The sequence below is a fragment of the Streptomyces sp. CB03238 genome (genome assembly GCF_002099185.1).
GTDB lineage: Bacteria > Actinomycetota > Actinomycetes > Streptomycetales > Streptomycetaceae > Streptomyces.
The window spans coordinates 118,829-134,277 of sequence record NZ_NBCN01000008.1; the positions used below are offsets into that span (position 1 = coordinate 118,829).

A 15,449-nucleotide genomic window follows, 5' to 3' on the forward strand; every position below is an offset into this window, starting at 1 on the left:
CGGACACGGCCGTCCGCCGTGTCCGTCAGGGACTAGGCTCCGATCCGTGGCTGAGATCCAGATTCCCGCTGACATCAAGCCCGCCGACGGCCGTTTCGGCGCGGGCCCCTCCAAGGTGCGTACGGAGGCGCTGGACGCCCTGGCCGCCACCGGCACCTCCCTCCTCGGTACGTCCCACCGCCAGGCCCCGGTCAAGAACCTGGTCGGCGAGGTCCGCGCGGGCGTACGCGACCTGTTCTCCCTCCCCGAGGGCTACGAGGTGATCCTCGGCAACGGCGGCTCCACCGCCTTCTGGGACATCGCGACCCACGGGCTGATCGAGAACAAGTCGCAGCACCTGTCCTTCGGCGAGTTCTCCTCCAAGTTCGCCAAGGCGTCGAAGCTGGCCCCGTGGCTGGCCGAGCCGACCGTGATCTCCTCCGACCCGGGCACGCACCCCGAGCCGCGGGCGGAGGCGGGCGTCGACGTGTACGCGTTCACGCACAACGAGACCTCCACCGGTGTCGCCGCGCCCGTCAAGCGCGTCGAGGGCGCCGACGAGGGCGCGCTGGTCCTCGTCGACGCGACCTCCGGCGCGGGCGGCCTGCCGGTCGACATCACCGAGTCGGACGTCTACTACTTCGCCCCGCAGAAGTCGTTCGCCTCCGAGGGCGGCCTGTGGATCGGCGTGTTCTCCCCGGCGGCGCTGGAGCGGGCCGCCCGGATCCACGCCTCGGGCCGTCACGTCCCGGAGTTCTTCTCGCTGCCGACGGCGATCGACAACTCGCTGAAGAACCAGACGTACAACACCCCGGCCCTGTCCACGCTGTTCCTGCTCAACGAGCAGTTGAAGTGGATCAACGGCCAGGGCGGTCTGGACTGGTCGGTGCGCCGCACCGCGACGTCCGCGCGCACCCTGTACGGCTGGGCGGAGGAGTCCAAGTACGCCACGCCGTTCGTCCCGGACCCGGCGAAGCGCTCGCAGGTCATCGGCACGATCGACTTCTCGGACGAGATCGACGCGGCGGCGGTCGCCAAGGTGCTGCGCGCCAACGGCATCGTGGACACCGAGCCGTACCGCAAGCTGGGCCGCAACCAGCTGCGGATCGCGATGTTCCCGGCGATCGACCCGGCGGACGTCGAGGCGCTGACGGCGTGTGTCGACTACGTGATCGAGAAGCTGTAAGCGGCCGGGCTACATAGGTGAAGGGCCCCGACCCGAGAGGTCGGGGCCCTTCCGTATGCGGCCGATAACCGCTCTATCGGGCGCCGTCGCCGGTCCCTACCATCCGAAGCACTCCGGCACACCAGCACCACGGAGCCGGAGGATTGACATGCTCACGACATTTACGGTTGGACCCTCCACTTCGACCGGCAACCGATCGGAGCCCCATGTCCAGAAGACCCCGAGCGCTGCTCACCGGCGCGGCCCTCACCACAGCGGTCGCGTCGACCGTCCTCACGCCGGCCCCCGCCTCGGCGGGCATCGTCGCCCCGCCCGACAAGATCGTGATCGAGATCGCAACCGTCAACGGCTCGGGCTGCCCCCTGGGCACGGCCGCCGTCGCCGTCGCCCCGGACAACACCGCCTTCACCGTGACGTACAGCGACTACCTCGCCCAGGTGGGCGTCGGCGCGGAGCCGACCGACTTCCGCAAGAACTGCCAGCTCAACCTGATCGTGCACGTCCCGCACGGCTTCACCTACGCCGTCGCCAGCGCCGACTACCGCGGGTACGCCAAGCTGGAGGCCGGCGCCACCGCCGTACAGAAGGCGTCCTACTACTTCCAGGGCTCGCCCGACACCGCATCCAGGTCGCACCCGTACCAGGGCCCGTACGACAACAACTGGCAGGCGACCGACCAGACCGACTGGGGCCAGCTCGTCTGGGCGCCCTGCGGCGTGAAGCGGAACTTCAACATCAATACCGAGCTGCGGGTCAGCGCGGGTACCTCCGACCCGACCAAGACCAACAGCTTCATCGCCATGGACTCCACGGACGCCGACATCAAAACGATCTACCGGCTGGCCTGGAAGGAGTGCCCGAAGTAGGCATTTCCCGGTGACCGGGTGGGCCCGCGCCCCCTCCGCGGGCCCACCCTCCTCGTCGTGCGGGCGGCGCCACGGGCCTGGAGCGGAACCTTCCGTGACGCGCGTGCCGGACGAGGTCCGCCGGAAGCTCAACACCCCGCGGGCCGAGCGGGAACACCCGGCGTCCCGGTCGGCCGACACCCTGACCGCACGGGCAATCGATCGCGTCACTGGCTGATCGGTACGGCCCGTCCCGTGACACGCGTGCGATCGTCCCCCGGAGAGACATCGATCAGCAGATCGCTGGGGCGGCCCATGTCCTCGCCCTGCCGGATCGCGATCGTCGTGGGGCCGGTGATCAGGCCCAGCGTGCGGAGGTAGCCGCCGAGCGCCGCAGCCGCCGCTCCGGTGGCCGGGTCCTCCACGACACCGCCCACCGGGAAGGGGTTGCGGGCGTGGAAGCGCGCCGGGGACTCGCGCCACACCAGGTTCACGGTCGTCCAGCCGTGCTGCCGCATCACCGCGGCCAGGGCGTCGAAGTCGTAGTCCAGGTCGGCCAGGCGCTCCCGCGAGGCGGCCGCCAGGACCAGGTGGTCGTTGCCGCCGAAGGCCACGTGCGGGGGCAGGGCGGGATCGAGGTCGGCGGCCGTCCACCCCAAGGACCGCAGCGTCCCGTCCAGTTCGGCGCCGACGGCGGGCCGGCTGCGGGTGGGGACGCTGGTGAGCGTGGCCAGGACCGCGCCCGAGTCGTCGAGACCGGTGGCCACGGGGATCTCGCCCACGGGGGTGTCGAGCAGCAGGTCGCCGGCGCCCAGCCGCTCGGCGAGCGCGACGGACAGGGCGATGGTGGCGTGTCCGCAGAAGGCCACCTCCGCCAGCGGACTGAAGTAGCGGACCTGGAACCGTCGCGCCGCTTCGTCGCGGCGCGTGACGAACGCGGTCTCCGAGTACACGAGGCCGGCGGCGATGGCGAGCATCGCCGCCTCGTCGAGCCCGGAGGCCCCGAGCACGACACCGGCGGGGTTCCCGCCCTCCGGGTCGTCGGTGAAAGCCGAGTAACGGAGGGTCTCGGTCAGCGGGCCGTGGGCTTCGGTGGTGGTCATGGCCCTATGCTGGCGCGCGTCGGACCATCGCGTCCAACGATTGATTCCGATGGTACCGATGCGCACATTGCATATTCTTGGTCGGTGGACACCCGGCTTCTTCACACCTTCACGACCCTCGCCCGGAGCGGCAGCTTCACCTCCGCCGCGGCGGAGCTGCACCTGGCGCAGTCCACGGTCACCGTGCACATCCGCACCCTGGAGCGGGAACTCGGAACCCGGCTCTTCGACCGCCTTCCCACGGGCGCTCTGCTCACCGACTCCGGGCGGCGGCTGCTGGCGGAGGCCGAGACCGTCCTCGACGCCGTGGCGCGCCTGCGGGCCGGCGGCGACGACGGTGACGGGGCCGTACGGGGGCAGGTGACCGTGGGCACTCCCGAGTCGCTGTGCGCCACCCGGCTCCCGGGCGTCATGGTCTCCCTGCGCACCCGCCATCCCGAGGTCGACGTACGCCTCCACGCCGCCGGCACGACGGAGTGCGTCGAGGGCCTGCGGTCCGGACGCCTCGATGTGGCCCTGCTGCTGGAGGAGGAGGCCGGCTTCCCCGATGTGACGGCCGAGCCGGTCGCCCGCGAACCGCTCGCCCTTGTCTGCGCCCCCACGCACCCGTTCGCCGCACGTACGCGAGCCGCCTCCTGGGAAGACCTCGCGGCGGAGAGCTTCTTCCTGCTGGAACAGGGCTGCTCCTACAGCGACGCGCTGGAGCGGCGGCTGCTCACCGTGGCCGGGGCCCGGCCACGGCTGACCCGGTTCGGGAGCGTGGACGCGGCGCGCGGCTGCGTGGCCTCGGGACTCGGCCTCGCCCTGCTGCCCCTGACGACGGTGGAGGAGCACCTGCGCCAGGGACGGCTGGCGCGGGTTCCGGGGCCGGGCTTCGCCGACGTACCCCTCCTCCTGGCCCGGCACAGCAGGCGGTGGGTCTCACCGGCGGCGCAGGCGTTCACACGGGAAGTGGTGCGACACCTCTCCGGCGACGACGGCTGACGACAGCCCGGTGGGACTCCCTTGGCCGGGCATCCGCATCACCATGCCCGGGTCAGCCCCTGGGGCGTCGCGAGCGCCGCCACACCAGTACGAGCACGGCGGCACCGGCCACCACCACGGCGCCCACGGTGGCGTTGCCGCCGCCGTCACCCCCGCCGGCGCCCGGATCCACCGGCGACACCCCGCCCTTGCCGCCCGAACCGGGGGAACCGCTCTTGTCCGGGGCGGGCCGCGACTCCAGAGCTACGCGCACCACCTCGCTGTCCGCCCCCTCGGAACCGAACATCAGCGCCGACCCGTCCACCGTGTACGTCACCGACTCCGCCTGCCGCTGGATCGGCGCGCTCAACCGCCGCTCCCCGCCCGGCCGCCCGTCCTTCCAGGGGTACGCACGGGCGCTGAAGTAGCCGCGCAACACCAGCTCCCCGCCGTCCGGCGAGAACGCCCCGTCCGTGACCCACGGCACCTCGGCGATCCGCCGGAAGACGTTCGGGCCGTCGGCGCTCAGCCGGGCGGGACCTTCGTACAGTCCGCCCCCGTCCTCGTTCTTCGACGCGATGTAGACCCGCCCGGTCTTCGGATGCACCATCAACGCCTCGGCGTTACGCGGCCCGTCGGCGTACGTCACCGTGTACTGGGTGGCCTCCACGGTCCGGTCACGCAGCTGCTCCGGCTCGGGGAAGCGGTAGATCCAGACGTGCTGCCAGGAGCCGTCGAGGTTGTCCCCGATGTCACCCACGTACACATGGCCGTCCGCCCCGACCGAGACCGCCTCCATGTCACGCGGCGTGCCGACCCCGCGCAGGGTGACGGTGGCCACCGTCCTGCCGGTCCGGCCGTCCACGGCGAACACCCGTGGCTCGTCCTGGTCGTTGTGCGTCCAGTAGACGCCCGGGTGGGCGCGGCTCGCCGCGAGGCCGCTCGACTCGGTGATCCGGGGGTCCCCGATCGTGAACCCGCCGTCTTCCGCCATGGCGGGGGCGGCGGCCAGCACCACCACGGCCGAGGCCAGACCCACCGTCGTACGCAACGAAACCATGCCCCCAGTGTCCATGGTCACATCGCACACCAGCGCCCCGGTCCGCGATGATGACCCCCATGCGTTTCATGTTCGTCGGCGACTCCATGACCATCGGACGCGCCGGCGACTACACCTGGCGCTACCGGATGTGGCAGCACCTCGACGCGACCTCCGACGGCCGCCCGTACGAGATCGTCGGCCCCCGCACCGAGCTGTACGACCCGGCCGCCGACGCCCCCGTCTCGCACCAGTACGCCGACCCCGCCTTCCCCGCCGACGCCCGCAGGCACCTCTCCGGCTGGGGCGAGGGCTGGCTGCACATGGCGCCGGTGATCGGTGAGACGGTCGCCGCGACGAAGGCGGACGTGCTGCTGGTGTCCCTGGGGCTGATAGACCTGGGCTTCTACACGGACAGCACGCAGACGACGGGGAACGTACGGGCGTTCATCGCCGGGGCCCGTGGAGGGAACCCGCACATCCGGGCCGTCCTGCTGCCGGTGATCCCGAACATACGCGCCCGCCACGACGCCCCCTTCGCCGCCGAGTGCGCCCGCTTCAACGAGCTGCTGGCCAAGTCCGTCGCCGACCTCGACCAGCCCGGCTCCCCGCTCCTCCTGGCCTCGCCCCCGGAGTCGTACGACATCGACACCGACACCTACGACGGCACCCACCCCGGCCCGTCGGGCGAACACAAACTGGCAGCCGCCTTCGCCACGGCCATGCACCAGGCCTGGGCCCTGGGCGGCCCGTACACGTAGGGCCACCGGTGCGGGCGTCCCGGTAGTGCTGCCGCACGGGCCACCGCCCCGGGGGTGGGCCTGCTGGTCATGCCGGCCGTGGGGGGCCGCCCTCTCTCCGAGTGTGGCCCACACGCCCACCATGACCAGCACGCCCACCCCGAGAGCCTTACCGGGGCGGCACGTTGAGCGCGTGGCCCACCATTTCGTGAAGCAAGTCGGGTTCCACGAAGGGGACCTCCTCGGTGGGGTGGGAGCGCCAGTCCAGTGGCCAGGTCAGCCCGTCGAGCGCGGGGATGCCGACGAACGCGGCGCTGCGCCCGGCTCGGCTCAGGGCCCGCGTACCCGCCGGCCACGCGTGAGCCGCCGCCGTCTGGGGCGGCAGGAGGAAGTACAGGTTCCGCTCACCGGTCAGCTCCCGGACGATAGGCCCGGCCTGGAAGTCGGTGAACTCCATGAGCCGGTAGGCCACTTCCTCTCCGAGGAGTCCCCCGATGCGCACGGCATCAAAGTGGATGCCTGCATGCCGCAGGGCATGCCCGGACGCGGGAATCCAGGACGGAACCCTGTCAAGTGAAATGCGCGGATTCATGCGGCCAGCTTTGCGGTCCCGCTCTACTGTGACCAGCGCCACAAGGCGTTTGTGCAGGACTGTGTACGTGGGGAGGGCGGGCGTGAACATCGGAAACAACGGCAGCCCAGGCGCCGCGAAGGCGTTCGGCAGGCTGCTGCGGTTCTACCGCGAGCGGGCCAAGGTCTCTCAGGAGGCACTGGGCCGGGAGACTGGATACTCCAAGTCCCAAGTAGCCATGATCGAGCGCGGCGAACGCCGCCCGAGGGGCAACTTCGTGAACGTGGCCGATGAGCGGTTGGGTGCACAAGGTGCACTGGTGGAGGTGGCGGAGGAGGTGAAGGCGAGCGGGGTGGCGGCGTGGTTCGAGGACTACTTGGAGGAGGAGGCGCGGGCGGCGGGCCTTCACACGTACGCGAACCATCTGATCCCTGGACTGCTCCAGACCGAACGCTACGTGCGGGCCGTGTACGCGTGCGCCTGCCCGCCATGGGACCCGGACGAGTTGGAGGCGTCGATCGCAGCGCGGCTTGACCGGCAGAAGCTGTTCCACCGGAAGCCCATGCCGCTCATCAGCTTCGTCCTGGAGAAGCCCGCGCTGACCCGGCCCCTTGGAGGTGCAGCGGTCCTCAAGGAGAACCTGCTGCACATCCTCGACATCTCCCGGTTGCTGAACGTAGAGATCCAGGTCGTGCCGGAAGACCGACCCACCCATGCTGGACTCAACGGCCCGTTCACTCTCATCGAGACAGCCAAGCGGCGACAACAACTGGTCTACGTGGAAGGGCAGAGCGGCCGGTACTTCGTCAGCGAGCAGCCTGAACTGGGTGACGTGTTCGCCCGCTATGGCATTCTGCGAGCACAGGCCCTTAGCCCGGACGATTCCGCCAAGTACATTGAAGAGGTGGCACGAAACCTATGAGCACCGGCCTCGATTGGTTCAAGAGCAGCTACAGCGGCGACCAGCAGGGCGACTGCGTCGAGGTCGCCCTCTCCCCCCGCACCGTCCACGTCCGTGACTCCAAGGACACCGCCCGCCCCGGCCTCGCCCTCTCCCCTGCCGCCTGGTCAGCGTTCCTCGTGGAAGACCACCTCCGGGTGCTCGGCGGAGGGGCCGTCCAGTAGAGGCCGCTCCACGCCCTTCAGGTGCAGGTCGAAGAATGCCGTCACGTACGCGCGGGTGATCTCCTGCGACCGTTTGCCCGACAGGGGCTCGTCCGGGGGCAGGAGGCCCAACTGGTCGGCGAGAACGGGCGTGTCGGTGAAGGTGAAGTGGCCCGAGCCGGTGACGTTGATCCAGCGCTTCCAGCCGTCGAGGAGCGGCCAGTCGCGTGCCCAGGTCGTGTCGTCGTCGCCCGTACCGAGCAGCATGAAGGGCCGTCCGCCGAGACCGTCGGTGGGCACCGGGTCGAAGAGCGAGCCGTCCAGGTTGGCCCCGGCGCGTACCCGCTGGTCGCCCGCCATGGTGGAGGCGGCGGAGGCACCGCCGATGGAGTGGCCGGCCATGCCGATCCGCGCGTGGTCGATCAGGCGGGCGTGCCGCCAGGCGGGGTGCCGGTCGGAGAGCAGCCGGTCGAGCAGGAAGGACACGTCCTGGGCGCGCACCTTCGCGACCGCGTTCATGTCCCTCTTCTCGCAGGCGACGCAGGTGAGGAGACGGCCGCCGGGGAACGCCGTGCCCACCGACTCGTAGGCGTGGTCGACGGCGGCGACGACGTACCCCTGGCTGGCGAGTTCCTCGGCGAGCACGGTCAGCGTGGAGCGGTTGACGGTGAACCCGGGCGACAGCACCACGAGCGGGAACGTCCCGCGTACGGGCGTCGCGCCGGGGCGGGAGTTGGTGTGGGTGCCGCTGAGGGTCCCGGCGGAGACCGCGTCGGTGAGTTTCCGGTCCTCGATGAAGGCGCGGGCCTCACCCTCGGTCATGTACGGGGCGGTCCGGCCGCCACCGGGCCGGGCCGGGTAGTACAGGGACACCATCAGCTCGCGTGCCCCGGCCTCCGGGACCCAGGGGTCGGGGCGGTCGGTGTCCACGAGGTGCAGGGTGTCGCGGCCGACGGCGTACGCCCCGGTGGGCGGCGGCAGTTCGAGTCGTACGCGGGCGGTCTCGGCGGCCGGGGAAGCGGCCGTGGCGGGGGGTGCGGCCTGGGCGACGCCCGTGCCGAGCAGGGCGAGGGACAGGCCGAGTAAAGCGGCTGCTGTGCCGCGAGGCAGTGGATGCATACCGGTGAGGCTAGGCAGCGGCCCCTTCCCGGGTCGTCCCCCCACGGCCTGAACGGTGTGGGCCTCTGGACGTACGCCGGTCTCCGCCCGTGGAGGGACCTGTCCCGTAAGGGAGTTGACCCGAAGCGCGGTTGAGGTCCTACGGTCGTCCGCATGACGACGACAACAACTGCACCCGCCCCCGCCGACCCCGCCGCCACCGACGTCGACCTCGCCTCTCAGCCCATCGGTTACTGGAGCGGCGTCGTCCACAAGGCCGTCATCAACCACATCCGCGACGCCATGGCCCGCGCGGACGTCACCCAGCCCCAGTGGTGGACGCTCAACCGGGTCGACGTCGGCGACCACGTCACCCGTGAGGTCATCGCCGCCAGGCTCGCCGACGTCGCGGACACCCCGCACGACGCCTCCCGCGCGGTCGACCACCTGCTCCACCGGGGCTGGCTGCGCCTGGACGACGACCAGCACCTGCACCTCACCGACGAGGGCCGCGCCGCCAAAGCCCGTATCAAGGAGTTGGTGACCGGCCTCCGGGCGGAGATCCATGAGGGCATCAGCGACGACGAGTACGTCACCGCGCTCAAGGTCCTGCGCCGGATGATCACCAACATCGAGGCCGCGAGCGCCAATGAAAGGCCGACACCCGAACTGACGGCCTAGAGTGGTCAGTTCCAACTGATCACCATCCGCACGGGGGAAACGATGGCGTTCGACAGCGAGTGGAAAGAACTGGTGTCATCGGCGAGAGACCAGCAGTCGGCCGGGACCAGGATCAACACGGCCGCCCCCGGCGGTGAGGGGTCGCATGCGCATCGCGACCTGGTGGTGACCCAAGACGATCTCGGTGCCGTGGGTCACGAGGCGTTCATACTGCACGGGCTGCTGCACAAGCATGCCGACATCGCGGGCGCCGGCAGCGACAAGAACGGTTCGGGTTCGACGGCACAGGCGGCCCAGGAACTGTCCTCCCACCATATGGCCATGGGCGGCGAGCTGTTGACAGCGCTGTCGGTGTGGACCTCACAGGTCAAGACCGTGCTTCAGATGTGCGCCCACATATCCAACCACCTGGACTATTCGAAGAAGTCCTACAGGGAGAACGACGTCCAGATCGAGGCTTCCTTCCGCCGCCGTGACGGCTCGGCGGTGCCGGTCTCCGAGATAGCCAAGCTCGTACGCTAGCGAGGGATGAGCAGCAGTGGCGACACTGACGTACACAGACTTGATGACCATGGACCTCGGCAAGCTGAGCACGGCGGTCGGCGACTGGAAAATCATGGCCGGGGAACTGGCGAAGCTGGAGACCGCGGCCAGGGACGGGCTGCTGAAGAAGTCCGAATCAGCGCGGTGGCAGGGTGTCAACGCCACGGTCACCAAGGACTTCGTCCGTAGCACCACGAAGGAGTTCGCGGACCTGCAGGCCGAGGCGGCGAGCATTCACAGCGTCCTCGTCGATGCGCACGCGGAATTGGTGAACCTCCAGAAGCGGGCCAAGGCCCTCACGGAGGAAGCCGCGAGGGGAAGCGAGAAGGATGCCGGCCTTCTGGTGACTGACGCGGGCGACGGCACCGTACGCGTGATGGAAATGATGTGCGCTCCCGAGGGCACCACACAGCGCACCAAGGACCTGATGCAGTGGTACGCCGACACGATCACGGGTGTCATCGCCCACGCCGCGGAGGTGGACGCGGCCGCGACCCGGGCCCTGAAGCGCAGCCACGGGGGTGACCCGCACAACGCCGGACACGCCACGTACACGTCCCTGGACGAGGACCAGCTTCCGCGCGCGATGAATCTGGCCTCGCTGGGCGGCGACGCCGACAGCAAGCAGCGAGCCGAGCTTCAGCGGCTGTGGAAGTCGCTGAGCCCGGACGCTCGGGCGGAGCTGTGGAAGGACCAGAAGGACAACCTCCTGGCGGCCGGACTGCTGACCCCGACGGTGAAGAGGATCGCACCGGATGCGGGGACGGGCAGGCACGGCTCCGCCTCTCCGGGGTTCGGGGACCACATGACCTACGAGAAAGCGGACATGCTCGTCGCGGGAGCCGACACGCTCGGTATGCCCGACGCGGCTCGCAACATGAAGCACTACCTGAACAACTCCGGATCCCCCATGGACCTGCCTGTCGACAAGATGATGTACGACGACCCCCAGTTCAGGACCCTCGTCGAGCAGAACATCGCTGATCACCGGCAGAGGTGGCGCACTCAGGCTCTGGAGGAGTTCGAAAAGTCCGGCGGAAAATCCGTGTCCATTCCTGTGGAGACGGGCAACTACGAGCACAGCTTCGATCCGAACGAACAGGACAACTGGTACTACGCGGTGGGTTCCACCCGCTCGAACGTCACCGGTGTCGTCACCGTGACACCGGGCGCCGACGGCAAGCCTCCCACGGTAGCCCTCGACTACCAGGTCAACGCATGGGACAGGTACAACTGGGACGAAGGCAAGGGCGTCAACATCGGTCCCTTTCAGATCCCGGACGGAGAAATGGGCAAGCTGCACACCAACGGCTTGGCTCAGGAATACGACATGCGCGGCAGTAGCTCGGTCAAGCACTACGAACTCGGGGACGAGGTGAGCGGCCCGCCGCCTGCCCCCGATGAGCCTGGTCGGGACGACGGACGGACCGATCCCGGGCGGGAGAGCATCCAGGGCCCGGGGGTGGGCCTCCGGTGAGCGGTACCGCAGGACACGTGGCGCGGAGCCGGTGGTCGCCGCTGCGCCGGGCACTGGTCATCGCGGGGAGTGCGGTCGCTTCCGCCGTCGCTTTGGTGTTGGTGTTCGCATTGCTCATGGACAAGTGGCTGTCCGACTACGAGGCGGAGAGCTCCCAGTGGAGGGACGGCGCGACGCCGGCCTGGCTCAGTGGCGAAATGGGGGTGCGCATACCCGCGGAAGCATCCGACCGGCGAGCCGGTTATCGCACCAGCTCCCGCTACGACACCGGGATTCTGGCCTTCACCCTGCCGACCGCCGACGCGAACGCATATCTCGACCGCCTGGTGCCGTCGGACGTGACCTTGAACAAGAACCTCCACCCGGAGCCCCAGGGGTACGCCCCAATGGCGGGGTTCGCGCACCTCGGGCTGCCTGAGCCGGAGACCCTCACTACGGGGCTGCGGCGGACCAGTTTCTGTCCGGAGAACGCCCCTACGACCGAGGGCCGCTACCTCGCCTACTGCGTCGCCCTGTTCGCCCACGAGTACAAGTCCGGCAGCACCCGCATCTACATCAGGTCGACCATCGAGCCCGGCCTCTCGCCACCACCCACTACGCCCGCGTGAGCCGGTTCGCGAAGGTCGACATGGTGTAGGTGCCGATGCCCATGACGACCTCCAGGGCGTTGCGTTCCGTGTAGCCGTGGGCGAGGAGGTCGGCGAGGTCCTCGTCCGGCACCTCGCCGGTCGTGGCGTAGACGGCGTTCACGAACCGGCGTACGGCTTCCAGGCGTTCGTCGGGCAGCGCGGTGCCGGCGCGGAGGGCGGCGATGACCTCCGCGCCGGCGCCCAGGGCGCGGAGCTTGCGGACGTGGAGGTCCACGCAGACCTCGCAGCCATTGCGGGTGGCGACCGTCATGATGACCGTTTCGCGGGCGATGGGGTCCAGGGTGGTGCGGTCGAACATGGCCGTGAGGGTCATGAAGCCCTCCAGCAGCTCCGGCGAGGTCGCCATGCGGGCGACGGCGGCCGGGAGCCGGCCGCCCATCCGCCGCGAGACGGCTTCCATCACGGGGTGGGCGGCCGGCGGGGCGGACTCCAGGGTGTGGTCGACGAACACGTGCCACTCCTAAGATGGACAACATGGTTGACGATAAAAAGGTAAACCAGGTTGTCGAACACGGCAAGGGTCATGAGCTGCCCCTGCTCCTCTTCGCCGGGTTCCGCACCCTCATCGACCGCCTCCACGCCGAACTCGCCCGCCAGGGCCACCCGGACGTACGGCCCGCGTACGGCTTCGCCATGCAGGCCGTCGGGACCGGCGGCGCGACCGCCAGCGAGGTGGGGCGGCGGCTCGGCGTGTCCAAGCAGGCGGCCGGCAAGACCGTCGACCGGCTCGTCGCCCTCGGGTACGCCGAGCGCGCCGACGACCCCGCCGACGCCCGCCGCAAGCTCGTCCGCCTCACCCCGCACGGCCTGGACGCGCTCGCCCGCTCGGCCGCGATCTTCGACGAGCTGCACCGCGAATGGGCCCGGGCCCTCGGGTCCGAGCGCCTCGACGACATGGAGGCCGCGCTGCGGACCGTCGTCCCGGCGGAGGCGTTCCGGCTCGACGCGGCGGGGTGGCTGGGCGGGGCGTGACCTCTCACTGAATGGCGAGTTGTCGCCACCGGCATGTCGACCCTTGCCTGCGTATCGTTGATATGCGCGGCTGCATGCGATCACGCGGCAGCGGGGAGGAGCGCCACGATGACCGTCGTAGACGACGACAGGATCCACATGGCCGAGAGCAACGACGAGCGAATTCTGGACGAGATGTTCGAGTCGCTCGAGCGGGGGCCCTTCTCCGAGGGATACCGGATCGATGTCATCGGGGGGGTCGCCTACATGTCGCCGCAGCGCACGGTGCACTGGCGGATCATTCGCAGAATCGTTCGAGCGCTGGAGGACACGTTCGGCATGGATGCCGAAGTGACCTCGGACGTCCGCATCGACTTCCCCGGCCGCCTGAACGGCTTTTGCCCCGATGTCGCGAAGATGCGCGACGGCGCGGTACTGGACAGCCAAGGCCGGTGGCGCTACCAGGACGTCGAGTTCATCGCCGAGGTGATCTCCAAGGAAACCGCCGCGAACGACTACGGCCCCAAGAAGGCCGTCTACGCCGCCGCAGAGGTGCCCGTCTACCTGATCGCTGACCCCTATCAGGGCAGGTGCCACCTCTACACCCAGCCCAAGGGCGACGACTACCTCACGGAGACGACCGTCGCCTTCGGCGTGGACATCGACCTCACCCGCACCCCCCTCGGCCTCACCCTCACCACCGCCGACTTCCCCCGCGACTGACCCGCCCCGCCCGGCGCCCCCTTGCTTCGAGGGCGCTCGAAGGCGTTGGCTGTACGTCCATGAAGTACACGCAGCTCGGACGCACCGGACTCAAGGTCAGCCGACTCGTCCTCGGCACGATGAACTTCGGACCCCAGACCGACGAGCCCGGCAGTCACGCCATCATGAACGCCGCGATCGACGCGGGCATCAACTTCTTCGACACCGCCAACGTGTACGGCTGGGGCGAGAACAAGGGCCGTACGGAGGAGATCATCGGCTCCTGGTTCGCCCGGGGCGGCGACCGGGACAAGGTCGTGCTCGCCACCAAGGTATACGGGAACATGGCGGCCGACGGGAACGTCTGGCCCAACCACGACCGGCTCTCCGCCGTGAACATCCGGCGGGCCGTCGAAGGCAGCCTCAAGCGGCTCAACACCGACTACATCGACCTCTACCAGTTCCACCACATCGACCGGCGCACGCCGTTCGAGGAGATCTGGCAGGCCATCGACGTACTGATCCAGCAGGGGAAGATCCTCTACGCGGGATCGTCGAACTTCCCCGGCTACAAGATCGCCCAGGCGAACGAGATCGCCGGCCGGCGCGGCATGGTCGGGCTCGTCAGCGAGCAGTGCCTCTACAACCTGGCCGAGCGCCGCGCCGAGATGGAGGTCATCCCGGCCGCGCAGGACTACGGCGTCGGCGTCATCCCCTGGTCCCCGCTGCACGGCGGGCTGCTCGGCGGGGTGATCAAGAAGGAGACCGAGGGGGCGCGCCGCACGAGCGGCCGGTCGGCGGACGCCCTCGCCAACACCGACGTACGCCTCCAGATCCAGGCGTACGAGGACCTCCTGGACAAGCACGGGCTCAAGCCCGGCGAGGTGGCCCTGGCCTGGCTGCTGTCCCGGCCGGGGGTGACGGGGCCGATCGTCGGGCCGCGTACCGCCGAGCAGCTCGACTCCGCGCTGCGCGCGGTGGAGCTGGAGCTGTCGGACGAGGTCCTGACGGAGCTGGACGCGATCTTCCCGGGACCGGGGCCGTCCCCGGAGGCTTTCGCCTGGTGAGGCGCCGACAGGCCGGAGCGGCCGCGGCTCGGTCAGCCGACCGCGGCCGCCACGGCGATGATCACGAACATCAGCACGAGTACACCGGCCATGATCCGGTTACGGGTTTTCGGGTCCACCCTTCGAGGTTAACCGGCCCGCCCGAGCGGCCAGGACCCGACCGTCTCGTAACGCGGGCCCCGACCCGCGCCACCGCCGCCGGGGAGGTTGCTGCGTACGAGGGCGAGCTCGGCCACCTCCCAGCGCGTGCCCTCGAAGTCGTGGAGCCGCTCGACGAACGGGCGCAGGTCGGTGGCGTCCGTGCGGCCGCGGGCCACCGTCAGGTGGGCGTGGTAGCGGCGGTGCTCGTCCATCGGGATGCCGGAGCGCCGGGCGGCCGCGTCCGCGCGTTCGGCGAGCAGCCGCATCTCGTCCAGCCCGCCCGCCGCGCCCGCCCACAGGACGCGCCGCCCGAACCGCCCGCCCCCGTGCAGGCGCAGCGGGAACGGCTCGGTGCGGTGCGCGGCGCGGGCGAGCCGGGTACGCAGTTCCGGCACCAGCCCGTCGTCCACCTCGCCCATGAACGCGAGCGTGAAGTGCCAGCCGTCGCGCCCCGTCCAGCGCAGGTCGCCGGCGCCGGGGAGGGCCCTCAACCGGTCGACGACGACGCCGAGTTCGTCGACGGCCACGCGGCTCGGCAGCACGGCAGCGAAAAGCCTCATGACCTGAGTCTGGCATGATCCACGCACCTTGTTCCCGCCTTATTCTCGC

General features: G+C 70.0%; 19 protein-coding genes. 13 read left to right on the plus strand and 6 right to left on the minus strand.

The window, feature by feature from the left end; all coding sequences use genetic code 11:
* The first annotated feature begins 46 nt into the window (after positions 1-46).
* Both serC and BKD26_RS16490 read left to right on the plus strand, forming a co-directional pair.
* Positions 47-1,165: a phosphoserine transaminase gene (gene serC / locus BKD26_RS16485; RefSeq protein ID WP_084898624.1), complete on the plus strand. Its 1,119-nt coding sequence runs from the start codon at positions 47-49 to the stop codon at positions 1,163-1,165.
* 206 nt (positions 1,166-1,371) lie between these two features.
* Positions 1,372-2,031 carry a DUF4360 domain-containing protein gene (locus tag BKD26_RS16490; protein ID WP_084898626.1) on the plus strand — a complete coding sequence of 220 codons (660 nt, stop codon included), beginning with the start codon at positions 1,372-1,374 and terminating at the stop codon, positions 2,029-2,031.
* 206 nt (positions 2,032-2,237) lie between these two features.
* Here BKD26_RS16490 and BKD26_RS16495 read toward each other — a convergent pair whose 3' ends face one another.
* Complete coding sequence (locus tag BKD26_RS16495) at positions 2,238-3,113, minus strand: PhzF family phenazine biosynthesis isomerase (protein WP_084898628.1); 876 nt, start codon at positions 3,111-3,113, stop codon at positions 2,238-2,240.
* A gap of 84 nt (positions 3,114-3,197) precedes the next feature.
* Between BKD26_RS16495 and BKD26_RS16500 the strand changes: the two genes are divergently transcribed.
* On the plus strand, positions 3,198-4,097 hold the full coding sequence (locus tag BKD26_RS16500) for a LysR family transcriptional regulator (RefSeq protein WP_084898630.1): 900 nt from the start codon (positions 3,198-3,200) through the stop codon (positions 4,095-4,097).
* Between the two features lie 52 nt (positions 4,098-4,149).
* On the opposite strand, the gene BKD26_RS16505 is transcribed toward BKD26_RS16500, so the two are convergent.
* Positions 4,150-5,136 (minus strand): hypothetical protein, encoded by a 987-nt coding sequence (locus tag BKD26_RS16505; protein WP_107417883.1) that lies wholly within the window; start codon positions 5,134-5,136, stop codon positions 4,150-4,152.
* Positions 5,137-5,195: 59 nt separating this feature from the next.
* On the opposite strand from BKD26_RS16505, the gene BKD26_RS16510 reads away from it, so the two are divergent.
* The gene (locus BKD26_RS16510; protein ID WP_084898633.1) at positions 5,196-5,876 is read left to right on the plus strand and encodes a GDSL-type esterase/lipase family protein; all 681 of its coding nucleotides are present in this window, start codon (positions 5,196-5,198) and stop codon (positions 5,874-5,876) included.
* A gap of 148 nt (positions 5,877-6,024) precedes the next feature.
* On the opposite strand, the gene BKD26_RS16515 is transcribed toward BKD26_RS16510, so the two are convergent.
* The gene (locus BKD26_RS16515; protein WP_084898635.1) at positions 6,025-6,447 is read right to left on the minus strand and encodes a hypothetical protein; all 423 of its coding nucleotides are present in this window, start codon (positions 6,445-6,447) and stop codon (positions 6,025-6,027) included.
* A gap of 82 nt (positions 6,448-6,529) precedes the next feature.
* On the opposite strand from BKD26_RS16515, the gene BKD26_RS16520 reads away from it, so the two are divergent.
* Together BKD26_RS16520 and BKD26_RS16525 are read left to right on the plus strand one after the other, a co-directional pair.
* Positions 6,530-7,348: a helix-turn-helix transcriptional regulator gene (locus BKD26_RS16520; RefSeq protein WP_241518690.1), complete on the plus strand. Its 819-nt coding sequence runs from the start codon at positions 6,530-6,532 to the stop codon at positions 7,346-7,348.
* Positions 7,345-7,551, plus strand: coding sequence for a DUF397 domain-containing protein (locus tag BKD26_RS16525; protein WP_084898638.1), 207 nt, complete (start codon positions 7,345-7,347; stop codon positions 7,549-7,551). The genes BKD26_RS16520 and BKD26_RS16525 overlap by 4 nt, the downstream gene beginning before the upstream one ends.
* On the opposite strand, the gene BKD26_RS16530 is transcribed toward BKD26_RS16525, so the two are convergent.
* On the minus strand, positions 7,495-8,649 hold the full coding sequence (locus BKD26_RS16530) for an alpha/beta hydrolase (protein ID WP_084898639.1): 1,155 nt from the start codon (positions 8,647-8,649) through the stop codon (positions 7,495-7,497). The genes BKD26_RS16525 and BKD26_RS16530 overlap by 57 nt on opposite strands.
* Before the next feature lie 153 nt (positions 8,650-8,802).
* Here BKD26_RS16530 and BKD26_RS16535 point away from each other — a divergent pair, with 153 nt between their 5' ends.
* From BKD26_RS16535 to BKD26_RS16550, 4 genes are read left to right on the plus strand one after another with little or no spacing between them, the layout of a single operon-like run.
* The gene (locus tag BKD26_RS16535; RefSeq protein WP_084898641.1) at positions 8,803-9,309 is read left to right on the plus strand and encodes a MarR family winged helix-turn-helix transcriptional regulator; all 507 of its coding nucleotides are present in this window, start codon (positions 8,803-8,805) and stop codon (positions 9,307-9,309) included.
* A 42-nt stretch (positions 9,310-9,351) separates the two neighbouring features.
* Positions 9,352-9,831 (plus strand): hypothetical protein, encoded by a 480-nt coding sequence (locus BKD26_RS16540; protein WP_084898642.1) that lies wholly within the window; start codon positions 9,352-9,354, stop codon positions 9,829-9,831.
* 43 nt (positions 9,832-9,874) lie between these two features.
* Positions 9,875-11,329, plus strand: coding sequence for a hypothetical protein (locus BKD26_RS16545; protein WP_084898907.1), 1,455 nt, complete (start codon positions 9,875-9,877; stop codon positions 11,327-11,329).
* A complete protein-coding gene (locus BKD26_RS16550) occupies positions 11,326-11,937 on the plus strand; it encodes a hypothetical protein (protein ID WP_241518691.1) in 612 nt (203 codons plus the stop codon). The genes BKD26_RS16545 and BKD26_RS16550 overlap by 4 nt, the downstream gene beginning before the upstream one ends.
* Here BKD26_RS16550 and BKD26_RS16555 read toward each other — a convergent pair.
* Positions 11,924-12,379 carry a carboxymuconolactone decarboxylase family protein gene (locus tag BKD26_RS16555; protein ID WP_206603689.1) on the minus strand — a complete coding sequence of 152 codons (456 nt, stop codon included), beginning with the start codon at positions 12,377-12,379 and terminating at the stop codon, positions 11,924-11,926. The two genes, BKD26_RS16550 and BKD26_RS16555, sit on opposite strands and share 14 nt — an antisense overlap.
* Before the next feature lie 65 nt (positions 12,380-12,444).
* On the opposite strand from BKD26_RS16555, the gene BKD26_RS16560 reads away from it, so the two are divergent.
* The 3 genes from BKD26_RS16560 (at position 12,445) to BKD26_RS16570 (ending at position 14,699) form a co-directional block, all read left to right on the plus strand.
* Entirely contained in the window at positions 12,445-12,951 is a 507-nt protein-coding gene (locus BKD26_RS16560) for a MarR family winged helix-turn-helix transcriptional regulator (protein ID WP_084898646.1), read from the plus strand.
* Positions 12,952-13,059: 108 nt separating this feature from the next.
* Positions 13,060-13,653, plus strand: a complete 594-nt coding sequence (locus BKD26_RS16565; RefSeq protein WP_084898647.1) for a Uma2 family endonuclease — start codon at positions 13,060-13,062, stop codon at positions 13,651-13,653.
* 59 nt (positions 13,654-13,712) lie between these two features.
* Positions 13,713-14,699, plus strand: coding sequence for an aldo/keto reductase (locus tag BKD26_RS16570; protein ID WP_084898649.1), 987 nt, complete (start codon positions 13,713-13,715; stop codon positions 14,697-14,699).
* A gap of 128 nt (positions 14,700-14,827) precedes the next feature.
* Here the strand turns inward: BKD26_RS16570 and thpR are convergent, their stop codons facing one another.
* Entirely contained in the window at positions 14,828-15,400 is a 573-nt protein-coding gene (gene thpR / locus BKD26_RS16575) for an RNA 2',3'-cyclic phosphodiesterase (RefSeq protein WP_084898651.1), read from the minus strand.
* Positions 15,401-15,449: the final 49 nt, after the last annotated feature.